Source organism: Marinobacter lutaoensis (assembly GCF_001981305.1).
Lineage (GTDB): Bacteria > Pseudomonadota > Gammaproteobacteria > Pseudomonadales > Oleiphilaceae > Marinobacter > Marinobacter lutaoensis.
Genome location: NZ_MSCW01000006.1, coordinates 228,175 through 248,020, shown reverse-complemented (window position 1 = coordinate 248,020; position 19,846 = coordinate 228,175). Strand labels below are relative to the sequence as shown.

Genomic DNA, 19,846 nt, shown 5'->3' with positions numbered 1-19,846 from the left:
GGCGCGTATATTACGGATTGATGGCGCCCCTGTCAAACCCTAGCGTTCAAACAAATCCGTAGGGAACGGCGCGGCCGCGTCCCCGCCCCGTTCCCGGCCCCCCAGCCGCTCAAGCGCGTCCCGGACGGGCCTGAAGGAACGGCGGTGTTCCGGGGTTGGACCCAGGCGCCGGAGCGCCTCCAGATGCTCCGGGGTCGGGTAGCCCTTGTGCCGGGCCAGACCGTAACCCGGGTACCGGCCATCCAGCGCTGCCATTTCCCGATCCCGCGCCACCTTGGCCAGGATCGAGGCGGCACTGATCACCGGTACCCGGCTGTCGCCCTTGACCACCGCCTCGGACGGCCAGCGCCATGTCGGGCATCGGTTGCCGTCCACCAGCACATACTCGGGGGCAATGGCCAGCCCCGCCACGGCCCGTTCCATCGCCACCAGCGTCGCCTGATAGATATTCAGGCGGTCGATTTCCCCGGCGTCGCAACGGCCAAGGCTCCAGGCCAGCGCCTTGTCCATGATTTCCTGACACAGGGCTTCGCGCTTGGGTTCCGTCAGTTTTTTGGAATCGGCCAGGCCCGGGATCGGCCGTTCCGGATCCAGAATGACCGCGGCGGTCACCACCGCACCGATCAGGGGTCCTCGCCCAACCTCATCGACCCCCGCCAGCAGCCGCCCCTGGTAACGACACACAAACGGTGCCGGCGCCCTGCCCGCCATCAGCCCGTCCTCCGCTTCAGCAAGCCGGCCACGGCCTCCGCCGCGCGCTCGTCGGCATCCCGGCGCAGGGTCCGGTGCAGCTCGGTGAAGCGGGCCACCAGGCGCTCGCGACCGGCGTCGTCCCGCAACCAGTGCAGCACGTCCGCCCCCAGCGTCTCGGGCGTCGCTTCGTCCTGGAGCCGCTCGGGGACCAGGGACTCGCCGGCCAGCAGATTGGGCAGCGCCACGTGGGGCACGCTGACCAGCCGGGACAACAACCGGTAGCTGATGGCGCTCAGGCGGTATCCAACCACCATAGGCTTCTTCAGCAACATGGCCTCGAGGGTCGCGGTACCGGAGGCCAGCAGCACGACGTCCGCAGCCGCCATCACCCGCCGCGATTGCCCCCGGACAATGGTCACCGGCAACTGAACCGCCCGTTGGGCCACCAGCGCCCGGATCTGCCGCTCCCGCTCGCGGTTGACGCAGGGAATGACCAGCTGCAGGTCCGACTGGCGATCCTGCAGCCAGCGGGCGGTATCAAGAAACAGACCACCCAGCCGGGCCACCTCGCCGGCCCGGCTGCCTGGCAACACCGCCAGCACCGGTGCGTCGGGTACCAGCCCCAGTGCCGACCGGGCCGAGGCCGGATCGGGCATCATCGGAACCCGGTCCGCCAGGGGGTGACCGACGAACGCGACCGGCACATCGTGCTCTTCATAGAAACGGGCTTCAAACGGGAACAGCGTCAGCATCAGATCGACCGACCGGGCGATGGTATGGATGCGGCTCTGGCGCCAAGCCCAAACGGAGGGGCTGACGTAATGGACGGTGGCGATGCCGGCCTCCCGGCAGCGCCGTTCGACCGCAAGGGTGAAATCCGGCGAGTCGATACCGATCACCACGTCTGGGCGATTGTCCAGCAGGTAATCCAACAGACGCCGGCGGATCTGGAACAGCTCCCGGATGCGACCCAGCACTTCCACCAGCCCCATCACCGACAGGCGCTCCATGGGGACCAGCGAATGAAAGCCTTCGGCGATCATCTCATCGCCGCCGATGCCGACGAACCGGGCATCCGGATAACGGCGGCGCAGGGCCCGGATCAGGCCAGCACCGAGGATGTCCCCCGATGCCTCGCCGGCAATCATGGCAATGGTCAGACGGCGTGATGGGGTCATCGGGGGAAAAGGACTCGGCTGGCGCTCGGACCGCAGGTCAGCGGATGATGCCGCGGTCGGCGCCGCGCAGGGAATCGATCAGCGGACGGACCTCGGGCACGTCGCCGTACTGGCGCTCCAGCTCCTCGACCGCCTGCTCCGTGGTCAGGCCCTGCCGATAGATCACCTTGTAGGCCCGGCGCAGGGTCAGCAGCACGTCCTTGCTGAACCCCCGGCGCCGAAGGCCTTCGACATTCAGGCCGTGCGGACGGGCGGACTGCCCGCTGGCCATTACGTACGCGGGAATGTCCTTGAGCACGATACTGCCGCCGGCGGCCATGCTGTGGGGCCCGATGTGGCAGAACTGGTGCACCATGGTGCCTCCGCCCAGAATGGCGTAGTCACCCACGGACACATGGCCGGCCAGGGTCGCGCAGTTGGCCAGGATGGTGTTATCCCCCACCACGCAGTCGTGGGCGACGTGCACGTAGGCCATCAGCAGGTTGCCGCTGCCGATGCGGGTTTCGCCCTTGTCCTGGACCGTGCCGCGGTGGATGGTGCAGTTTTCGCGGATCACGTTGTTGTCGCCGATGATCAAGGTGGTCGGCTCGCCAGCGTACTTCTTATCCTGGCATTCCTCGCCGATGCTGGCGAACTGGAAGATCCGGTTGTTGCGGCCGATGACCGTCGGCCCCTTGATCACGACGTGGGAAAGGATTTCGGTCCCCTCGCCGATTTCGACGCCGGGACCGATGTAGCTCCAGGGGCCAACGGTGACGTTGTCCGCAAGCTTGGCTGATGGGTCCACAATCGCCTGAGGATGGACACCCGACCAGTCATTTGTCGCCATCAAACTTCTCTCTCAGCGGTCAAAACTTCCGCCACGCACACGACCTCACCGTCAACCAGTGCGCGGCAATCAAATTTCCAGATACCCCGTTTTCCCGAGACGAACTCCGACTCCATGCACAGGCGGTCCCCCGGCAACACCGGGCGTTTGAAACGGACCTTGCTGGAACCGGCGAGGTATTGTACCACGCCGTCCGCGGGTTTCCGGCCCACGGTCACAAATCCGAGGATCCCCGACAGCTGGGCCATGGCCTCGATGATCAGCACTCCCGGCATGATGGGGTTGTTCGGGAAATGCCCCTGAAAGAAGGGCTCGTTGTACGAAACGTTCTTATAGCCCTTGATCGATTTGCCCTGCTCCAGCTCGGTCACCCGATCCACCAGCAGGAACGGGTACCGGTGTGGCAGGTACTCCAGAATTTCATGGATATCCATCATGTTTTTGGCCTCAGCCCTCTAATTTTTTTTCCAGTTCCTTGAGCCGCCGCGCCAGCGCGTCCAGCTGACGGAATCGCACGGCGTTCTTGCGCCACTGACGGTTGGTGTCGGTACCGGTGCCCGACGAGTAGACCCCCGGTTCCCGAATGTCACCGGTGACCAGCGTCATGCCGGTCAGATGGACATGGTCGGCGATGTCGAGGTGGCCGGCCACTCCGGAGGCGCCCCCAAACACACAATGACGGCCGATCCGGGTGCTGCCCGCAATGCCAACCTTGGCCGCCATGGCACTGTGATCGCCAATGTGAACGTTATGGGCGATCTGGATGAGATTATCCAGCTTCACGCCATTGCCGATCACGGTATCGTCCAGCGCGCCCCGGTCGATGGTGGTATTGGCGCCGACTTCCACGTCGTCCCCGAGCACCACCCGCCCCAGCTGGGCGATCCGGTGCCAGACGCCCCGCTCGTTGGCGAAACCGAAGCCGTCGGAACCGATGACCGCGCCGCTGAGCAGATGACAACGCTGGCCGACAACCACGTCATGGGCCAGGGTCACCCGCGGGTGAATCCGGGTATCGCGGCCAATGCGACAACGGGCACCGATCACCGAGCCGGCGCCGATCACGACGTTATCTTCGATCCGAGCCTGCGCCGCCACCACCACGTGGGGACCGATGCAGGCCGTATCGGCCACGGACGCCGAGGGGTCGATCACCGCCGTGGGGTGGGTGCCCGGCTCGGCCACCGGTGCCGGGTCGAACCAGTGGCTCAGCCGGGCATACCCCAGATAGGGGTTGTCCAGCACCAGCATGTCGGTGCGGCAGTCCTTGGCGGCGGCCGGGGACAGGATCACAGCCGACGCCCGGGTCTGGGCCAGGTACTTGGCGTAGGATGGATTGGCAAGAAAGCTGATCTGGCCGGGGCCGGCCGCCTGCAGGGTGGCCAACCCGGTAATGCGCAGCTCGCTGTCGCCCCGCAACTCCGCCCCCAGGGCCTCGGCAATCTCACCCAACCGATATGCGCGTTCTGTCATGACATGCTCCAGGGCACCAACCGGGGCGAAGTCTCCCGCCCGTCGGTCAGCGGTTCAGTTTTTCCAGCAACTCGGCGGTCAGGTTCAGTTCCGGCTTGACGTAGACCACCGCCTCGCTTGGCAGGATCAGGTCCAGGTCGTGCTCTTCCAGCAGTTCCTTGACGGCGGCATCCACTTCCGGACGGGCGTCATCAAGAAACGCCTGCTTCCGCTTCGCCACTGCGGTATCCAGGCGTTGCTTGAGGAAATTGAACTCCTTGACCTTGTCCTGGAACTCACCGGCCAGCTGGTTGCGCTCGCTCTCGTTCATCATGGCGCCGTCCTTCTCCAGGCGCTCCTTGAGCTTGCGGGCTTCTTCCTGCACGTCCCGTACCTTGGCTTCGTCCGCAGAGAAGTCCTTTTGCAGGGTTTCGCTGAACGCCTTGGCATCGTTGGAGGAAAACAGGGCCTGGCGCAGGTCCACCACGCCGATCCGGGTCTCGGCCATCACCGAGGTGCTGGCCAGCAGCAACAGGGCCGCCAGCAGGGGTTTGATTCGCAACATCGGGATTCTCCTTCGTTTCATCCGTTCCTTATGATTGTGGGCCCGGCCGTCAGAATGTCTGGCCGAGAGAGAACTGGAACACCTGGGTTTTGTCGCCCGGTTTGTCGTTCAGCGGCTGCGCCAGGCTGAAGGCGAGCGGACCCACCGCCGTGATCCATTGGAAGCCAATACCGGCCGACAGGCGAATTTCGCCCAGCTCCGGGTCATATCCCCGTTCGGTATCGAACACCTGACCGGCATCCAGGAACACAGAGGTCCGCATCGAGCGGGTATCGCCGGCAAACGGCGTCGGTGTGATCAGCTCCAGGCCGCCCTCGGTCAGCAGGTTGCCGCCGAACGGGTCGGGATCCGAGAGGTCGTACTGGCTGTTGGTCGCCCGCAGGCCCAGCGAGTTCGCCTCGTAGCCCCGGACGGAGCCGTAGCCACCGGAATAGAAGTGCTCGTAGAACGGCATCTGGGTACGGTCGCCGTAACCGTCACCATAGCCGATTTCCGTACGCGCCCGCAGGACCCAACGCTGGTCGTCGCTGATGGGGAAATAGAAATCGGTCTTGTGGGTGAGCTTGTAGAAGGTCAGGTCGCTGCCCGGCACAGCCACGTCCAGAGACAGGGAGTGGCTGAAGCCGTCGGTCGGCAGCACGCCGCGGTTGAGGGTGCTGCGACGCCAGGTACCAAACAGGAAGTAGTTGTCGAAGGAGCTCCCTTCCTCCGCCATGAATTCGCGGACTTCCTGAGCGGTATAGAGGCCGGCCTTGATGTTGGACCGGGTGTAGCCCAGCCCGAAACTCAGGCGGGTGATGCTGTCGGTCGGGTAGCCGAAGGTCAGGCGCCCGCCGTATTCGTCCAGGAGGTAGGAAGAGATGTCCTCCTCCTCGTAGTCGGTCTCACGCGCGAACACGCTGAAGCCCCGGCTGACACCGTCAACGGTGTAGTACGGGTTGAGGTAGGACACGTTGGCGCTCTTCACCGAGTCGCTGGCATTCACCCCGAAGGACACCCGCTTGCCGGAGCCGAAAAAGTTGTTCTCGGAAACACTGGCACCAAGGATGATCCCGGAATCCTGGGAGAAGCCGATGGACGCGGACAGGCTGCCCGTGGGCTGCTCCTCCACGGTGTAGTTGACGTCCACCAGGTCATCGGTGCCGGGAACCGGCACGGTCTCCACGTTCACGCTTTTGAAAAAGCCCAGGCGCTCCAGACGGGTCTTGGAGAACTCGATCCGGTCGGAGGAGGCCACGCCGCCTTCCATCTGGGTCATCTCCTGACGCAGCACCTCGTCACGGGTGGAGACGTTGCCCTCGAAGTTGACGCGGCGCACGTAGGCACGCTTGCCGGGATCCACGAAGAAGGTCACCGAGGCGGTGTGGTCATCCGCCGGTTCCGGCACCGCGTTGACGTTGGCGAAGGCGTACCCCTCCTTACCCAGGCGGAACGCCAGGGCCTCGGAAATCGCCGTCATGCGAGCCCGGGAAAAGACGTCGCCGGGTTTGACCGGTATCAGCTTGCGCAATTCCTCCTCGCCGACCACCAGGTTGCCCCGGAGCTTGATGTCGGAAATGGTGTACTGCTCTCCCTCGTTGATGGCGATGGCGATGAACACCTGACGCTTGTCGGGGGAAATCGACACTTGGCTCGACTCCACCGAGAAGTCCAGGTAGCCGCGGTCCAGATAGAAGGAGCGCAGGCTCTCCAGGTCGCCGCTGAGACGCTCCCGGGCATATTTGTCGGCGTTGGTGATGGAATTCCACCAGCTGGTGGTTTCCAGTTCGAACAGGTCCAGCAACTCTTCTTCGCTGAAGTCCCGGTTGCCGATGATGTTGATGTGCTGAATGGCGGCCACGTCGCCTTCGTTGATGTCCAGGCGGATGGCGACCCGGTTGCGGGGCAGCTCCTCGGCGGTGGCCTTGACCCGCGCGTTGTAACGGCCCTGGGCGATGTAGGAGCGCAGGATTTCCAGCTCCAGACGCTCGAGGGTGGCGCGCCGGAACACCTGCCCCTCCTGAAGTCCGGCGCCGGCCAGCGCCTCCATCAGCATGTCGGTTTCGATGGCTTTGTTGCCTTCGATTTCGATGGAGCTGATCGATGGGCGCTCCCGCACGCTCAGGATCAGGACATCGCCGTCGCGACTGGCCTCGATGTCGGTGAACAGCCCGGTCCTGAACAGTGCCTTGATGGCGGAGGACAGCTCGGTCTCGTCCACCTGCTCACCGATCCCCACCGGAAACGCGGAGAAAACCGTACCGGCAGAAACCCGCTGGAGCCCTTCGACTTCAATATCCGCAACCGTAAACTGATCCGCAAGCGCCGGCTTCATGCCCATGGAGGCAACAGCGAGGCCCACGGCTACTCCTAGAAGAGAACGTCTCATCAACTATTTCGCCTGGTTAATGCGCGTAAGGAGCCGCAATTCTCACAACCGCATCAGGTCGTTGTAAAGAGCAAACACCATTAAAGTAAGAATCAAAGCCATACCGATTCGTAAGCCGATGGCCTGCGCCTGTTCGGACAACGGCCTGCGCCGGATCGCCTCGATCGCATAGTAGAGGATGTGACCACCGTCCAGAACCGGCACCGGCAACAGGTTCAACACCCCGAGACTGACGCTCAGGTAGGCAAGAAAGCCGATGAAATCCTCCAACCCGGAACTCACGCTCGCCTCCGCCACCCGGGCGATGGTGATCGGGCCACTGAGATTGGTGGGCGACAGCAGCCCGGTCACCATTTTCTGGATGGCGACCAGCGTCAGCCGGGTGTCAGCCCAGGTTTCTGCAATGGCCTGGGGAATGGCCGCCAGGGGGCCGTAGCGAACGTTCTGAATCATCTCGTCTGGCCACGTCACCGGCTGCACGCCCGCGCCAACAAAGCCAACCACCTCGCCGTTTTCCAGGGTCCGGCGGGCGGGTGTGACGACCAGAACCTGCTCGGCGTCGCCCCGTTCGACGGTCAGGCGCAGCGGCTGTTCCGGCGAGCTCCGGACATGTTCGACCAGATCATACCAACTGGCGATCGGCTCGCCATTCACCGCCACGACCCGGTCCCCGACCCGCAGACCGGCGGCCCCGGCACGGCCGTCCTCGGTGATCTGGCCGATAACCGGGGGGATCTCCGGGCGCCAGGGCGCCATGCCGAACTCGGCAAGCGGATCCGGCGTGTCGTCGCTCAAAGTCCAGCCGCCCAGGGGACCAGACACGGTGCCCGTGATGTCGCCGTTCCGTACCCGGAACTCGATCGTGTCCTGCTCACCGGCACGCTCCAGCAGGCGCATGCTGACATCCCGCCAGGAATGCACCGCGTGGCCGTCCACCGCCTGGATCTCCATGCCCGGTTCCAGCCCGGCCTGCGCCGCGACGCTGCCGGGGGTCACCTCGCCAACCACCGGCGCCACCGTGGTCACGCCGAGCACGCTGATCAACCAGTAGGCGGCGATGGCGAACAGGAAATTGGCCGCTGGCCCGGCCGCGGCGATGGCGATTCGTTGGCCCGGCGGCTTGGAGGTAAAGGCCTGGTCCCGGAGCGCCTCGGGCACTGGGCCTTCGCGCTCGTCCAGCATTTTGACGTAGCCGCCCAGGGGGATCGCCGCCACGGCAAATTCGGTACCGTGGCGATCGTGCCAGGAAAAGAGCGGCTTGCCGAAGCCGACGGAAAAGCGCAGGACCTTCACGCCGCAACGCCGGGCCACCCAGAAATGGCCATACTCGTGAAGCGTGACGAGAATTCCCAAGGTCAGCGCCAGGGCCAGAATGGTCTCGATAATCTGCATAGCGTTTCCGGTTACTCACTGATGCCTGGCGGCGCACACCCGCCAAGCGGTTCAGACCGTCAACAAGCGGATCTGTTCCCCAGCCCGCCGACGTGCCTCGGCGTCCTTGGCAAAGATGGTTTCAAAACTGTCCGCATCGACCACATCCGTGGCGGTCAAGGTGCGCTCTATGATAACGGGGATATCGGAAAAACGCAGCGCTCCTTCCAGAAAGCGGGCCACCGCCACCTCATTGGCGGCGTTCAGCACCGCAGGTGCGGTGCCACCCGCCTCGAAGGCCTCCGCCGCCAGACGCAGGCAGGGGAAGCGTGCCAGGTCCGGACGCTCGAAGTGAAAGCGCCCGATGGCAAACAGGTCCAGAGGTGCGACCCCGGCATCGATCCGCTCGGGCCAGGCCAGCGCGTTGGCGATGGGAGTGCGCATGTCCGGGCTGCCCAGTTGCGCCAGCACCGAACCGTCGGCGTACTCCACCATGGAGTGAATGATGCTTTCCGGGTGAACATGCACCTCGATCCGGGAGGGATCGGTGGCGAACAGCCAGCAGGCCTCGATCAGCTCCAATCCCTTGTTCATCAGGGTGGCGGAATCCACTGAAATCTTCTTACCCATGGACCAGTTGGGGTGGGCGCAGGCCTCGGCCGGAGACACCGTACGCAGCTGTTCCGCCGTGTGGCCGCGGAAGGGGCCGCCTGAGGCCGTCAGCAGGATACGGGTAATGCCGGCCGCCTCCGGGTCCCGGGTCTTGCCCGCCGGTAGGCACTGGAAAATGGCGTTATGCTCCGAGTCGATCGGCAGCAACTCGGCACCGGACTCGGCCACGGCATCCATAAACAGCTGACCGGACATCACCAGTGCTTCCTTGTTGGCCAGCAGAACGCGCTTGCCCGCGCGCACCGCCGCCAGGGTCGGACGCAGGCCAGCGGCGCCGACGATGGCCGCGACCACGGTGCAGGCCTCGGGGGCGGCGGCCACCTCACACACTCCGTCATCGCCGGCCAGCACCCGGATGTCCGGCAAGTCCGCCAGCAGTTCCCGCAACAGCGCCGCGGCCGACGGGTCCGCCATCACCGCGACCCGGGGCCGGAATTCGCGGCACAGGGCCGCCAGTTCGCGGGCCCGGGTACCTGCCGCCAGAGCGTGTACCCGAAACCGGTCCGGGTGCCGTCGGATCACGTCCAGCGTGCTGCGGCCGATGGAGCCGGTGGCTCCCAACAGGGTGACGTTGCGCCGGGCCATGATCACCAGTGCCCGGCCGTGAGCCAGCCCAGCTGGGTAATGATCAGGGCAAAGACGGGAATGGCGGCGGTCAGGCTGTCAATCCGGTCCATGATGCCACCGTGCCCGGGCAGGAGCTGGCTGCTGTCCTTGATCCCCCGGAAGCGTTTGAGCATGCTTTCCAGCAAGTCACCCAGCACCGACACCAAACCGGTAACCAGGCTGGCGATCACCAGCAGCACCGTTTCGCGGGGACTGGCCGAGGCCAGCTGGCTGACCAGCACGGCAAACGCGCCCACCGCCGCCAGTCCCCCCCAGACCCCGGCCCAGGATTTGCCCGGGCTGACCCGGGGCGCCAGCTTGGCCTTGCCGAAGGCGCGCCCGGCGAAGTAGGCACCGATGTCCGCCACCCAGACCACGCAGAGCACGTACAGGATCACCCAAAGGTTGTTGCCCACCTGGCCAAATTGAAAGCTGCCGGTGCGCAGGTGGTTCAACCCCACCCAGGCCGGCACCAACACCAGCAGGCCCATCACCGCCCGGACCGGCAGACTGCCCCAGCGGGCGGTACCGGCGGGATAGCTCCGGACCAGCCACAGGCAAACGCACCACCAGGCCAAGGCGAGCCATAGCACGGTCACCGCCGGCACGTTGAGCAGGCCATACAGGATGACCGCGGTGATCAGGGCATAGAGAATCCGGCCGCTCTGGTGACGGAATCCGGCCATGTTGGCCCATTCCCAGGCACCCAGGGTAATCACCGCGCCGGTGAAGATGGCAAAGCCCAGGGGGGGCAGGAAGAAAATGCCACCAATGGCAATGGGGGCAAGAATCAGTGCAGTAATGATGCGGGTCTTAAGCACGGTCGAATCGCTTTGCGTCGTTATTGTTGTGCGGCTCTGGCGGCAATCTGGTCATCGGTCTGGCCAAACCGGCGCTGCCGACCGGCGTAGGCCTGGAGCGCCTTTTGCATTTCCTCTTCTTTGAAATCCGGCCAGAACACCGGGGAGAAATAGAACTCGGTGTAGGCCAGATGCCAGAGCAGGAAGTTGCTGATCCGCTGTTCGCCGGCCGTGCGTATCATCAGATCCGGCATCGGCAGGTCGCCGATGCACAGGTGCTGCTGGATCAGGTCGTCGGTGATGTCCGAGGGTGCCAGCTCGCCATCGCGGACCTTCGCCGCGATGCGACGGGTGGCCTGGGTGATATCCCAGTGCCCGCCGTAGTTGGCGGCAATGACCAGGGTCATGCGGGTGTTGTCACGGGTCAGCGCCTCGGCCTTCGCCATGTGCTCCTGAAGGGCCGGACTGAAGGCGGATCGGTCGCCGATGATACGCAGGCGGATGTTGTTGCGGTGCAGCTTGCGGACTTCCCGTTCCAGGGCCATCAGGAACAGTTTCATCAACGCGGACACCTCATCCTTGGGGCGGCGCCAGTTTTCACTGGAGAAGGCAAACAGGGTGAGCACTTCAACGCCTGCCGGGGCACAGGTTTCCACCACCGCCCGTACCGCATCGACTCCCGCCTTGTGGCCAGCCACCCCGCCCAACCGTCGAGCCTTGGCCCAGCGATTGTTACCGTCCATGATAATGGCTACGTGCCGGGGCCGGCTGTCAGCCGACACCGGGATATCCGCAGTTACAGTTCCCGTCATGTATTCCCCTGCTTGGCCCAGGGCCGTCCCCGGGCCGATTGCTACGTTCCAGTGCCCGGCGACTCAGACCGCCATCAGGTCCTCTTCTTTAGCTTTCAGCATCTTTTCGACTTCGGCGATGTACTTGTCGGTCAGCTTCTGGATCTCATCCTCGGCGCGACGCTGATCGTCCTCGCTGATTTCCTTTTCCTTCAGCAGTTCCTTGATCATGTTGTTGGCGTCCCGGCGGGCGTTACGGATGGAAACCCGACCGTGTTCGGCATCTGCTTTGGCCTGCTTGACCATTTCCCGGCGGGTTTCCTCGGTCAGCATCGGCATGGGCACCCGGATCACGTCACCGCTGGTGGAGGGGTTCAGGCCCAGATCGGACGCCATGATCGCCTTTTCGATGGCCGGCACCAGGTTCTTTTCCCAGGGCGCCACGGTCAGAGTCCGGTTGTCCTCGACGTTGACGCTGGCCACCTGCTTGAGCGGCGTTTCCTGGCCGTAGTAGTTGACCATCACGCTGTCCAGAATGGCCGGGTGAGCCCGGCCGGTACGGATCTTGTTAAAGGCCGAGTGCAGAGCCTCCAGACTCTTTTTCATCTTCTTCTCGGCTTCTGCTTTGATGTCGTTGATCACGTCAGCATCCTCGATTCGTTAACAGGGTTATTCGATCAGTGTACCTTCTTTCTCGCCGGTCACGATCCGGGTCAGCACCCCGGGACGGTTCATATTGAACACCCGCAGCGGCATGCCATGATCCCGGGCCAGGCAGATGGCGGTCAGGTCCATCACGCCCAGTTTCTTGTCCAGAACTTCATCGTAGGTCAAACGGTCGTACATGACCGCGTCCGGATCCAGTTCCGGGTCCGCGGAGAAAACACCGTCCACCTTCGTGGCCTTGAGCACCGCGTCGGCCTCGATTTCAATGCCCCGGAGACAGGCCGCGGAGTCGGTGGTGAAGAAGGGATTGCCGGTACCGGCGCTGAAGATGACCACATCGCCTTCTTTCAGGTCGCGCACCGCGCGTCGACGATCGTAGTGTTCCACGATGCCGCTCATGGGAATGGCGGACATGACCCGGGTGCGGATGTTGGAACGTTCCAGAGCATCACGCATCGCCAGGCCGTTCATGACCGTGGCCAGCATGCCCATGTGGTCGCCGGTGACACGGTCCAGGCCAGCGGCATTGAGAGCGGCCCCCCGGAACAGGTTACCCCCGCCGATCACCAGCCCCACCTGTACGCCAATGCCCACCAGGGCACCGATTTCCAGCGCCATGCGGTCGAGAACCTTGGGATCGATACCGAAATCGTGGTCGCCCATCAGGGCTTCACCACTGAGCTTGAGCAGAACACGCTTGTATCTTGGCTGGGTCTTGGAAGATGTCGGCATGGTGATCCCCTTCTCGTCTGATGGCTTCCGCGTAAACCGCTTTCAGGCTTGTATCTGACATACTCCTCGAAAAAGGGGTATCTCAGATACAAGCCCGCCACGAGAGCCGGGGTGCCCCAGCTAACGTGGCAGACTCAGATAGATACCCGGAACACGTCCGGGTATCGACAGCAAAGGATCAGGCCTTTCCGGTGCCCGCCGCAGCGGCAACCTCGGCGGCAAAATCAACCTGCTCTTTCTCGATGCCTTCACCCACTTCCAGGCGAACGAAGCCGACCAGGTCACCACCGGCAGCCTTGATCAGCTCGCCCACGGTCTGATCCGGGTTCTTGACGAACGGCTGCTCGACCAGGCTGTTTTCCTTGAGGAACTTCTTGATGCGGCCACCCATCATCTTCTCGACGATTTCAGCGGGCTTGCCTTCCATATCCGGCTGAGCCTTGATGATTTCCTTCTCTTTCTCCAGCACCTCGGCCGGCATGTCTTCAGGCTTGCCGACGCGCGGGTTGACGGCAGCCACGTGCATGGCCACGTCACGGGCCACTTCGGCGTCACCGGCGCTCAGCGCAACCAGAGCCGCAATCTTGTTGTTGCTGTGAACGTAGCCGCCCACGACCGGCCCTTCCACCTTGACGATGCGGCGCACGGTGATGTTTTCGCCGATTTTCTGGACCAGCGCCTTACGTTTCTCTTCCAGGTCGCCTTCCATCAGCTTGGCCACGTCGGTCTCGCCCTGGCCAAAGGCCACGTCCAGCACTTCGTTGGCAAACTGGAGGAAGTTGTCGTCACGGGCAACGAAGTCGGTTTCGGAGTTGACTTCCAGAACGATGCCCACGGTGTTGTCGTCGGAGATCTTGATCAGGGACACACCCTCGGCGGCGGTCCGACCGGCTTTCTTGGCAGCCTTCAGACCGGAGGATTTGCGCAGCTCCTCGATTGCGGCTTCAACGTCACCACCAGCCTCAACCAGTGCTTTCTTGCACTCCATCATGCCGAGACCGGTACGCTCGCGCAGCTCCTTGACCATTGCAGCGGTAATTGCAGCCATGTTCAACCCTCTTAACTTGTCGAATTCGGTGGGGAGGTGTTGCCGCCCCTCGGACGGCAACACCTTACAACTCAAACGTGAAACTAACGCGTCACTCGGCGGCCGGAGCGGCGCCTTCGGCGTCTTCGCTGACCTCAACGAACTCGTCAGCACCGGCACCCGCGGACTGGGCCGCTTCGATGCAGGTGTCGGCAACGGCTTTCACGTAGATCTGGATGGCGCGGATGGCGTCATCGTTACCCGGAATCACGTAGTCAACGCCGTCCGGATCGCTGTTGGTATCGACAACACCAATCACCGGGATGCCCAGTTTGTTGGCTTCCTTGATGGCGATCCGCTCGTGGTCCACGTCGATCACGAACAGCGCGTCCGGCAGGCCACCCATGTCCTTGATACCGCCGATGGAGCGCTCCAGTTTCTCCATCTCACGGGTACGCTCCAGCGCTTCCTTCTTGGTCAGCTTGTCGAAGGTACCGTCCTGGCTCTGGGTTTCCAGGTCACGGTAGCGACGGATGGACTGACGGATGGTCTTGTAGTTGGTCAGCATACCGCCCAGCCAGCGGTGGTTGACGTACGGCTGACCGGCACGCAGTGCCTCTTCCTTAATGATCTTGGCCGCGGCACGCTTGGTACCCACGAACAGGATCTTGTTCTTGTTCTCTGCCAGCTGCTGAACGAACTTCAGCGCTTCTTCCATGGCAGGAACGGTCTTTTCGAGGTTGATGATATGGATCTTGTTGCGGGCGCCGAAAATGTACTTGGCCATTTTCGGGTTCCAGTAACGGGTCTGGTGACCAAAGTGAGCACCTGCCTTGAGCAGGTCACGCATATTTACCTGAGCCATGAGTCTTTACCTTTCAGCTTCGGGTTAGTCCTCCACGCGTCCGATTGCCCCAACCCGGTTCCGCCATGGCGAAACGGGCACCCTGGGACAACGTGCCGACACGTGTGTGAATTTGCCGGTTTGTTTCTCGGCGGGCGCGTTTATACCACAAAGCAAACCTCGACGCCATTTATTTTGCGCCGACCATTCCTTGTACCGGACTGCCCGCCCCCTTAAAATGCCCGTTTGACCCCAACCAATCAGGAATCCCGATGCAGGCACTGATCAAGACACCGGAAGAAATCGAAAAGATGCGGGTGGCCGGCCGGCTGGCCGCGGAAGTCCTGGAAATGATCGACGAGCACGTCAAGCCCGGCGTTTCCACCGAGGAGCTGAACCGCCTCTGCCACGACTACATTGTCAACGTGCAGCAGGCGATTCCCGCGCCCCTGAATTACAAGGGCTTCCCGAAATCCATCTGCACCTCGGTCAACCACGTCATCTGCCACGGCATTCCCTCGGAAAAGAAAATCCTGAAGGATGGCGATATCCTGAACATCGACGTCACCATCATCAAGGACGGCTATCACGGTGACACCAGCAAGATGTGGATCGTCGGCAAGCCCAAGCCAGGCACCGAACGCCTGGTCCGCATCACCCAGGAGTGCCTGTATAAGGGCATCGAGCTGGTCAAACCCGGCACCCGTCTGGGCGACATCGGCCACGTCATCCAGAAACATGCCGAGAAACACCACTACTCCGTGGTCCGGGACTACTGCGGCCATGGCATCGGCAAGGGATTCCACGAGGAACCCCAAGTCATGCACTACGGCAAACCGGGCACCGGCATGGAGCTGAAAGAAGGCATGACCTTCACCATTGAGCCGATGATCAACCAGGGCAAGTACCACACCAAGCTCCTGCCCGACGGCTGGACGGTGGTCACCAAGGATCACAAGCTGTCCGCCCAGTGGGAACACACCATCCTCGTGACCGCCGACGGCTACGAGGTGCTGACGAAACGGTCCGAAGAGTCGTTCTAAGTGGATCTTCGCGAGCTGGAAACCCGCATCAGCCATGATCCTTCCCCGGTGCCGGCGGCCCGGGAACTGCTGAAGGCGCGTTACCGCGCCGACGCCGAGGCCTTCCGCCAGGGCGTGGATGTCCGGGCTCTGGTGCACGCCAGGGCCTCCACCGTGGACACGGTGCTGCGTCTGATCTGGAACCGCTATGCGTTTTCCGGCTCCGAGGACATCGCCCTGATTGCGGTGGGCGGGTACGGCCGGGGTGAGCTGCACCCGCACTCCGACATCGACCTGCTGATCCTGACCCGGGCCGGCATCCGCGAGGAATGGCACGAGGACCTTGGAGCCTTCATCACCCTGCTCTGGGATCTGAAGCTGGACATCGGCCACAGCGTCCGCAGTCTTGAGGAGTGCACGCAGGCCGCCCGGGAAGATGTCACCATCCTGACCAACCTGCTGGAGACCCGAACCATCGCCGGCCCGGATGCGCTGCGACAGGAGCTGAGCCGGCAGGTTTACTCCGACGAGGTCAGTACCGACCAGGATTACTTTCTCGCCAAGCGCCGGGAGCAGCAAGCCCGCCACGAGAAGTACGGCGATACCGAGTACAACCTGGAACCCAACCTCAAGGGTGCACCCGGCGCCCTGCGGGACATCCAGACCATCGGCTGGATCACCAAACGCCACTTCGGCCTGCAGACCATTGCCGACCTGACACGCTTCAGCATCCTGACCGAGGAAGAACACGAGATTCTGTATCAGGGCGAGACGTTCCTGTGGCAACTCCGCTACGGCCTGCAGCTGATCGCCGATCGCAACGAAAATCGTCTGCTGTTCGACCACCAGCGGGCGCTCGCGGAAATGTTGGGGTACCGTGACGAGGGTAAGCGTCTCGGCGTGGAACTGATGATGCAGTCCTACTACCGCACCGTGCTGGCGCTGGCCGAGCTGACCGACGTAATCCTGCAGTATTACGACGAGGCCATTCTTGGAGCCGGCGGCGAGGACGAGATCCAGCCGCTCAACAAACGGTTCCAGATACGCAACCGCTACATCGAGGCGGTCAACAACCAGGTCTTCGCCTACGCCCCCTACGCCATCATGGAAATCTTCGTACTGATGGCCCAGCATCCAGAGATCAAGGGCATCCGGGCCACCACCATCCGGTCGCTGCGGGCGCACCGGCACCTGATCGACGATGCTTTCCGTTCCGACCTGGCCGTCACCACCCTGTTCATGGAACTGCTGCGCACCCCGCACGCCTTGGACCGCACCCTGTCGGCCATGAAAAAGTACAACGTGCTGGGCCGGTACCTGCCGGAATTCGGTCAGATCATCGGCCAGATGCAGCACGATCTGTTCCACATCTATACCGTGGACGCCCACACCATGCGGGTGATCCAGAACATGGTCCGCCTGAACACCGGCGAGAACCGGGCCGAGTACCCGCTGGCTTCGCGGCTGATCCACCGCCTGCCCAAGCTGGAAACCCTTTACATCGCCGGCCTGTACCACGATATCGCCAAGGGCCGTGGCGGCGACCATTCCGAACTGGGAGCCATCGACGCCGAAGCCTTTTGCCGCCGTCACCACCTGAGCGAACGGGATACCCAGCTGGTGTCCTGGCTGGTGGAAAACCACCTGCTGATGTCCATGACCGCCCAGCGCAAGGACATATCGGACCCGGACATCATCCACACCTTCGCCCGGGCCATCCCCAGCCAGGCGCACCTGGATTACCTGTACATCCTGACCGTGTGCGACATCAGCGCCACCAACCCCAAGCTCTGGAACACCTGGCGCGCCTCCCTGCTGCGGCAACTGTACATCGAGACCAAGCGGGCGCTGCGCCGGGGCACCGAGACCCCGATTGACCGGCTGGAGTGGGTCCGGGCCACCCAGTCCGAGGCCCGGGAGATCCTCCACGCCCAGAACATGACGGACGAACAGATCGACCGGGTCTGGGACACTGTGGACGAGGACTATTTTCTGCAGGACTCCACCGTCGACATTGCCTGGCAGACGGCGGCCATCATTCGCCATGGCGACAACCCCGACCCGCTGGTGCTGATCCGCGACACCCGGGGCGGCCCCACCGACGGCTACTCGCAGATCATTATTTACATGAAGGACCGGGTCGCCCTGTTCGCCGCCACCACCGCGGTGCTGGAACAGCTCAACCTGAACATCGTGGATGCCCGCATCAGCTCCGGCGACGGGCCCTACTCCATCAGTTCCTATGTCGTCCTGGACGAGAAGGGCCAGCCCCTTGGCGTGGACCCTGCCCGCAAGGAACGGGTCCGCCAGCGACTGATCGAGGAACTGGACGACCCCGAGGACTACCCGAGCATCATCCACCGACGCACACCCCGGCAGCTCAAGCACTTCGCCTTTCCCACCGAAGTCACCTTCTCCAACGACACCGGCAACCAGCGCACGGTCATGGAAGTGATCACCCCGGACCGGCCCGGTCTGCTGGCCCGGATTGGGCAGGTGCTGCTGGAACACCGGGTGCGGCTGACCAACGCCAAGATCGCCACCCTCGGCGAGCGGGTGGAGGACGTCTTTTTCATCACCGACGAGCACGGCGAGCCGCTGAGTGACGCGGCCAAGTGCCTGGCCCTGCAACAGGACCTTTGCAAAATGCTGGACGAGACTCAATGAATCCCAATCTTGACCGATTGCACCCCTACCCCTTTGAAAAACTCGCCAGGCTCAAGGCCAACATCCAGGCTCCCGATCACCTGACACCGATCTCTCTGGGCATCGGCGAACCCCAGCATCCGGCGCCGGCCTTCGTCAAGCAGGTCATCGCGGACCATCTGGCGATGCTGTCCAATTACCCCACCACCCGGGGTACCGACGCCTTGCGGGAAGCCATGGCCGACTGGGCCAGCCGCCGCTTCCTGCTCGCTCCCGGCAGCCTCGATCCGGCCAGGCACGTGATCCCGGTCAACGGCACCCGGGAGGCCATCTTCTCCCTGGTGCAGGCGGTGGTGGACGGCAGCGCCCCAGGGGCCACCGTGGTCAGCCCGAACCCCTTTTACCAGATCTACGAAGGCGCCGCGCTGTTGGCCGGTGCCACGCCGGTCTACCTTGCCTGCCGGGCCGACCGGGGGTTCATTCCGGATTTCGACTCGGTACCGGAGCGAATCTGGCGGGACTGTCAGCTGCTGTTCCTGTGTTCCCCCGGCAACCCCAGCGGCGCGGTCATTCCCCGGGAAATCCTGGCGCAGGTGATCGACCTGGCGGACCGGTACGATTTCATCATTGCCTCCGATGAGTGCTACTCCGAGCTCTATCCGGACGAGCACCGGCCGCCCGAGGGACTGCTGCAGACCTGTGCTGCCCTGGGCCGAGACGACTTCCGCCGCTGCATCGTCTTCCACAGCCTGTCCAAGCGCAGCAACCTGCCCGGCCTGCGCTCCGGCTTCGTGGCCGGCGACGCCGACCTCATCCAGCGCTATCTGAAGTACCGCACCTACCATGGCTGCGCCATGCCGCTGCACAACCAGCTGGCCAGCATCGCCGCTTGGCGGGACGAACAGCATGTCCGGGAAAACCGAGCGGCCTACCGCGCCAAGTTCGAGGCCGTAGTGCCGATTCTGCGCGAAGTCATGCCCGTCGACATTCCGGACGCCGGCTTCTACCTCTGGCCAGCGACGCCGATGGACGACGAAACCTTCGCCCGGGAACTGTCGGCGCAGCAGAATGTCCACGTGCTGCCGGGCCGTTACCTGTCGCGCACGGTGGACGGCGAAAATCCCGGCGAGAACCGCGTCCGCATGGCTCTGGTCGCGCCTCTGGAGGCGTGCGTGGAGGCCGCAAGACGCATCGTTGAATTCGTAAAGGCAAATACGGCATGAAACTCTACGGCATCAAGAACTGCGACACCGTCAAGAAAGCCCGCCGCTGGCTCGACGATCAGGGCATCGCCCATGAATTCCACGATTTCCGGAAGGACGGACTCAGCGAGGCCCTGCTGTCCCGCTGGGAGGCCGAGCTGGGCTGGGAAGCGCTGATCAACCGCCGGGGCACCACCTGGCGCAAACTCCCCGAGACGGTTCGTGATACCATGGACGCCCAGTCCGCTCACCAGGTCATGCTGGGCAACCCGTCCATCATCAAACGGCCCGTGGTCGAGCACAACGGCACCGTCCGCGTCGGTTTCAACGCGGATGACTGGGCCCGGCAGTACGCCAACGGTTAACAGACAACAGACAGGAG

19 protein-coding genes are annotated in these 19,846 nt (G+C 63.4%); 4 read left to right on the top strand and 15 right to left on the bottom strand.

All coding sequences use genetic code 11. The annotated features are described in order from the left end of the window. Positions 1–39: 39 nt before the first annotated feature. From rnhB to rpsB, 15 genes are all read right to left on the bottom strand, one after another. Positions 40–711 carry a ribonuclease HII gene (gene rnhB, locus BTO32_RS09335; RefSeq protein ID WP_076724366.1) on the bottom strand — a complete coding sequence of 224 codons (672 nt, stop codon included), beginning with the start codon at positions 709–711 and terminating at the stop codon, positions 40–42. Further along, positions 711–1,871 carry a lipid-A-disaccharide synthase gene (gene lpxB / locus BTO32_RS09330; protein WP_076724365.1) on the bottom strand — a complete coding sequence of 387 codons (1,161 nt, stop codon included), beginning with the start codon at positions 1,869–1,871 and terminating at the stop codon, positions 711–713. The genes rnhB and lpxB overlap by 1 nt, the downstream gene beginning before the upstream one ends. A 37-nt stretch (positions 1,872–1,908) precedes the next feature. Further along, positions 1,909–2,700, bottom strand: coding sequence for an acyl-ACP--UDP-N-acetylglucosamine O-acyltransferase (gene lpxA, locus BTO32_RS09325; RefSeq protein ID WP_076724364.1), 792 nt, complete (start codon positions 2,698–2,700; stop codon positions 1,909–1,911). After that, positions 2,700–3,137, bottom strand: a complete 438-nt coding sequence (gene fabZ / locus BTO32_RS09320; RefSeq protein ID WP_076724363.1) for a 3-hydroxyacyl-ACP dehydratase FabZ — start codon at positions 3,135–3,137, stop codon at positions 2,700–2,702. Before fabZ ends, lpxA begins: the two co-directional genes overlap by 1 nt. Before the next feature lie 10 nt (positions 3,138–3,147). Next, positions 3,148–4,173: a UDP-3-O-(3-hydroxymyristoyl)glucosamine N-acyltransferase gene (gene lpxD, locus BTO32_RS09315; protein WP_076724362.1), complete on the bottom strand. Its 1,026-nt coding sequence runs from the start codon at positions 4,171–4,173 to the stop codon at positions 3,148–3,150. A gap of 46 nt (positions 4,174–4,219) precedes the next feature. Further along, the gene (locus BTO32_RS09310) at positions 4,220–4,717 is read right to left on the bottom strand and encodes an OmpH/Skp family outer membrane protein (RefSeq protein ID WP_076724361.1); all 498 of its coding nucleotides are present in this window, start codon (positions 4,715–4,717) and stop codon (positions 4,220–4,222) included. 49 nt (positions 4,718–4,766) lie between these two features. Continuing rightward, on the bottom strand, positions 4,767–7,085 hold the full coding sequence (gene bamA / locus BTO32_RS09305; protein ID WP_076724360.1) for an outer membrane protein assembly factor BamA: 2,319 nt from the start codon (positions 7,083–7,085) through the stop codon (positions 4,767–4,769). 42 nt (positions 7,086–7,127) lie between these two features. Then, positions 7,128–8,477 carry an RIP metalloprotease RseP gene (gene rseP / locus BTO32_RS09300; RefSeq protein ID WP_076724359.1) on the bottom strand — a complete coding sequence of 450 codons (1,350 nt, stop codon included), beginning with the start codon at positions 8,475–8,477 and terminating at the stop codon, positions 7,128–7,130. A gap of 51 nt (positions 8,478–8,528) precedes the next feature. Further along, a complete protein-coding gene (ispC, locus tag BTO32_RS09295) occupies positions 8,529–9,713 on the bottom strand; it encodes a 1-deoxy-D-xylulose-5-phosphate reductoisomerase (protein ID WP_076724358.1) in 1,185 nt (394 codons plus the stop codon). A 2-nt stretch (positions 9,714–9,715) separates the two neighbouring features. Further along, entirely contained in the window at positions 9,716–10,555 is an 840-nt protein-coding gene (locus tag BTO32_RS09290; RefSeq protein WP_076724357.1) for a phosphatidate cytidylyltransferase, read from the bottom strand. Positions 10,556–10,575: 20 nt separating this feature from the next. Continuing rightward, positions 10,576–11,346 (bottom strand): polyprenyl diphosphate synthase, encoded by a 771-nt coding sequence (uppS, locus tag BTO32_RS09285; RefSeq protein ID WP_076724356.1) that lies wholly within the window; start codon positions 11,344–11,346, stop codon positions 10,576–10,578. A gap of 63 nt (positions 11,347–11,409) precedes the next feature. Further along, entirely contained in the window at positions 11,410–11,967 is a 558-nt protein-coding gene (gene frr, locus BTO32_RS09280; protein ID WP_076724355.1) for a ribosome recycling factor, read from the bottom strand. A 27-nt stretch (positions 11,968–11,994) separates the two neighbouring features. Continuing rightward, positions 11,995–12,723: a UMP kinase gene (gene pyrH, locus BTO32_RS09275; protein ID WP_076724354.1), complete on the bottom strand. Its 729-nt coding sequence runs from the start codon at positions 12,721–12,723 to the stop codon at positions 11,995–11,997. A gap of 178 nt (positions 12,724–12,901) precedes the next feature. Continuing rightward, positions 12,902–13,771: a translation elongation factor Ts gene (gene tsf, locus BTO32_RS09270; RefSeq protein ID WP_076724353.1), complete on the bottom strand. Its 870-nt coding sequence runs from the start codon at positions 13,769–13,771 to the stop codon at positions 12,902–12,904. Positions 13,772–13,862: 91 nt separating this feature from the next. Further along, positions 13,863–14,615, bottom strand: coding sequence for a 30S ribosomal protein S2 (rpsB, locus tag BTO32_RS09265; protein WP_076724352.1), 753 nt, complete (start codon positions 14,613–14,615; stop codon positions 13,863–13,865). 251 nt (positions 14,616–14,866) lie between these two features. Here rpsB and map point away from each other — a divergent pair, with 251 nt between their 5' ends. From map to BTO32_RS09245, 4 genes are read left to right on the top strand one after another with little or no spacing between them, the layout of a single operon-like run. Next, a complete protein-coding gene (gene map, locus BTO32_RS09260) occupies positions 14,867–15,637 on the top strand; it encodes a type I methionyl aminopeptidase (RefSeq protein ID WP_076724351.1) in 771 nt (256 codons plus the stop codon). Further along, the gene (locus BTO32_RS09255) at positions 15,638–18,283 is read left to right on the top strand and encodes a [protein-PII] uridylyltransferase (RefSeq protein ID WP_076724350.1); all 2,646 of its coding nucleotides are present in this window, start codon (positions 15,638–15,640) and stop codon (positions 18,281–18,283) included. It abuts the gene before it with no gap. Beyond that, entirely contained in the window at positions 18,280–19,485 is a 1,206-nt protein-coding gene (gene dapC / locus BTO32_RS09250) for a succinyldiaminopimelate transaminase (RefSeq protein ID WP_076724349.1), read from the top strand. The genes BTO32_RS09255 and dapC overlap by 4 nt, the downstream gene beginning before the upstream one ends. Next, positions 19,482–19,829 carry an ArsC family reductase gene (locus tag BTO32_RS09245; RefSeq protein ID WP_076724348.1) on the top strand — a complete coding sequence of 116 codons (348 nt, stop codon included), beginning with the start codon at positions 19,482–19,484 and terminating at the stop codon, positions 19,827–19,829. Before dapC ends, BTO32_RS09245 begins: the two co-directional genes overlap by 4 nt. The last annotated feature ends 17 nt before the right edge of the window (positions 19,830–19,846 follow it).

Excerpts from the sequence above, each read along its gene's own strand:
- rnhB (WP_076724366.1), bottom strand. The coding sequence starts at position 711 with ATGGCGGGCAGGGCGCCGGCACCGTTTGTGTGTCGTTACCAGGGGCGG.
- lpxB (WP_076724365.1), bottom strand. The coding sequence starts at position 1,871 with ATGACCCCATCACGCCGTCTGACCATTGCCATGATTGCCGGCGAGGCA.
- lpxA (WP_076724364.1), bottom strand. The coding sequence starts at position 2,700 with ATGGCGACAAATGACTGGTCGGGTGTCCATCCTCAGGCGATTGTGGAC.
- fabZ (WP_076724363.1), bottom strand. The coding sequence starts at position 3,137 with ATGATGGATATCCATGAAATTCTGGAGTACCTGCCACACCGGTACCCG.
- lpxD (WP_076724362.1), bottom strand. The coding sequence starts at position 4,173 with ATGACAGAACGCGCATATCGGTTGGGTGAGATTGCCGAGGCCCTGGGG.
- BTO32_RS09310 (WP_076724361.1), bottom strand. The coding sequence starts at position 4,717 with ATGTTGCGAATCAAACCCCTGCTGGCGGCCCTGTTGCTGCTGGCCAGC.
- bamA (WP_076724360.1), bottom strand. The coding sequence starts at position 7,085 with ATGAGACGTTCTCTTCTAGGAGTAGCCGTGGGCCTCGCTGTTGCCTCC.
- rseP (WP_076724359.1), bottom strand. The coding sequence starts at position 8,477 with ATGCAGATTATCGAGACCATTCTGGCCCTGGCGCTGACCTTGGGAATT.
- ispC (WP_076724358.1), bottom strand. The coding sequence starts at position 9,713 with ATGGCCCGGCGCAACGTCACCCTGTTGGGAGCCACCGGCTCCATCGGC.
- uppS (WP_076724356.1), bottom strand. The coding sequence starts at position 11,346 with ATGACGGGAACTGTAACTGCGGATATCCCGGTGTCGGCTGACAGCCGG.
- pyrH (WP_076724354.1), bottom strand. The coding sequence starts at position 12,723 with ATGCCGACATCTTCCAAGACCCAGCCAAGATACAAGCGTGTTCTGCTC.
- tsf (WP_076724353.1), bottom strand. The coding sequence starts at position 13,771 with ATGGCTGCAATTACCGCTGCAATGGTCAAGGAGCTGCGCGAGCGTACC.
- rpsB (WP_076724352.1), bottom strand. The coding sequence starts at position 14,615 with ATGGCTCAGGTAAATATGCGTGACCTGCTCAAGGCAGGTGCTCACTTT.
- map (WP_076724351.1), top strand. The coding sequence starts at position 14,867 with ATGCAGGCACTGATCAAGACACCGGAAGAAATCGAAAAGATGCGGGTG.
- dapC (WP_076724349.1), top strand. The coding sequence starts at position 18,280 with ATGAATCCCAATCTTGACCGATTGCACCCCTACCCCTTTGAAAAACTC.
- BTO32_RS09245 (WP_076724348.1), top strand. The coding sequence starts at position 19,482 with ATGAAACTCTACGGCATCAAGAACTGCGACACCGTCAAGAAAGCCCGC.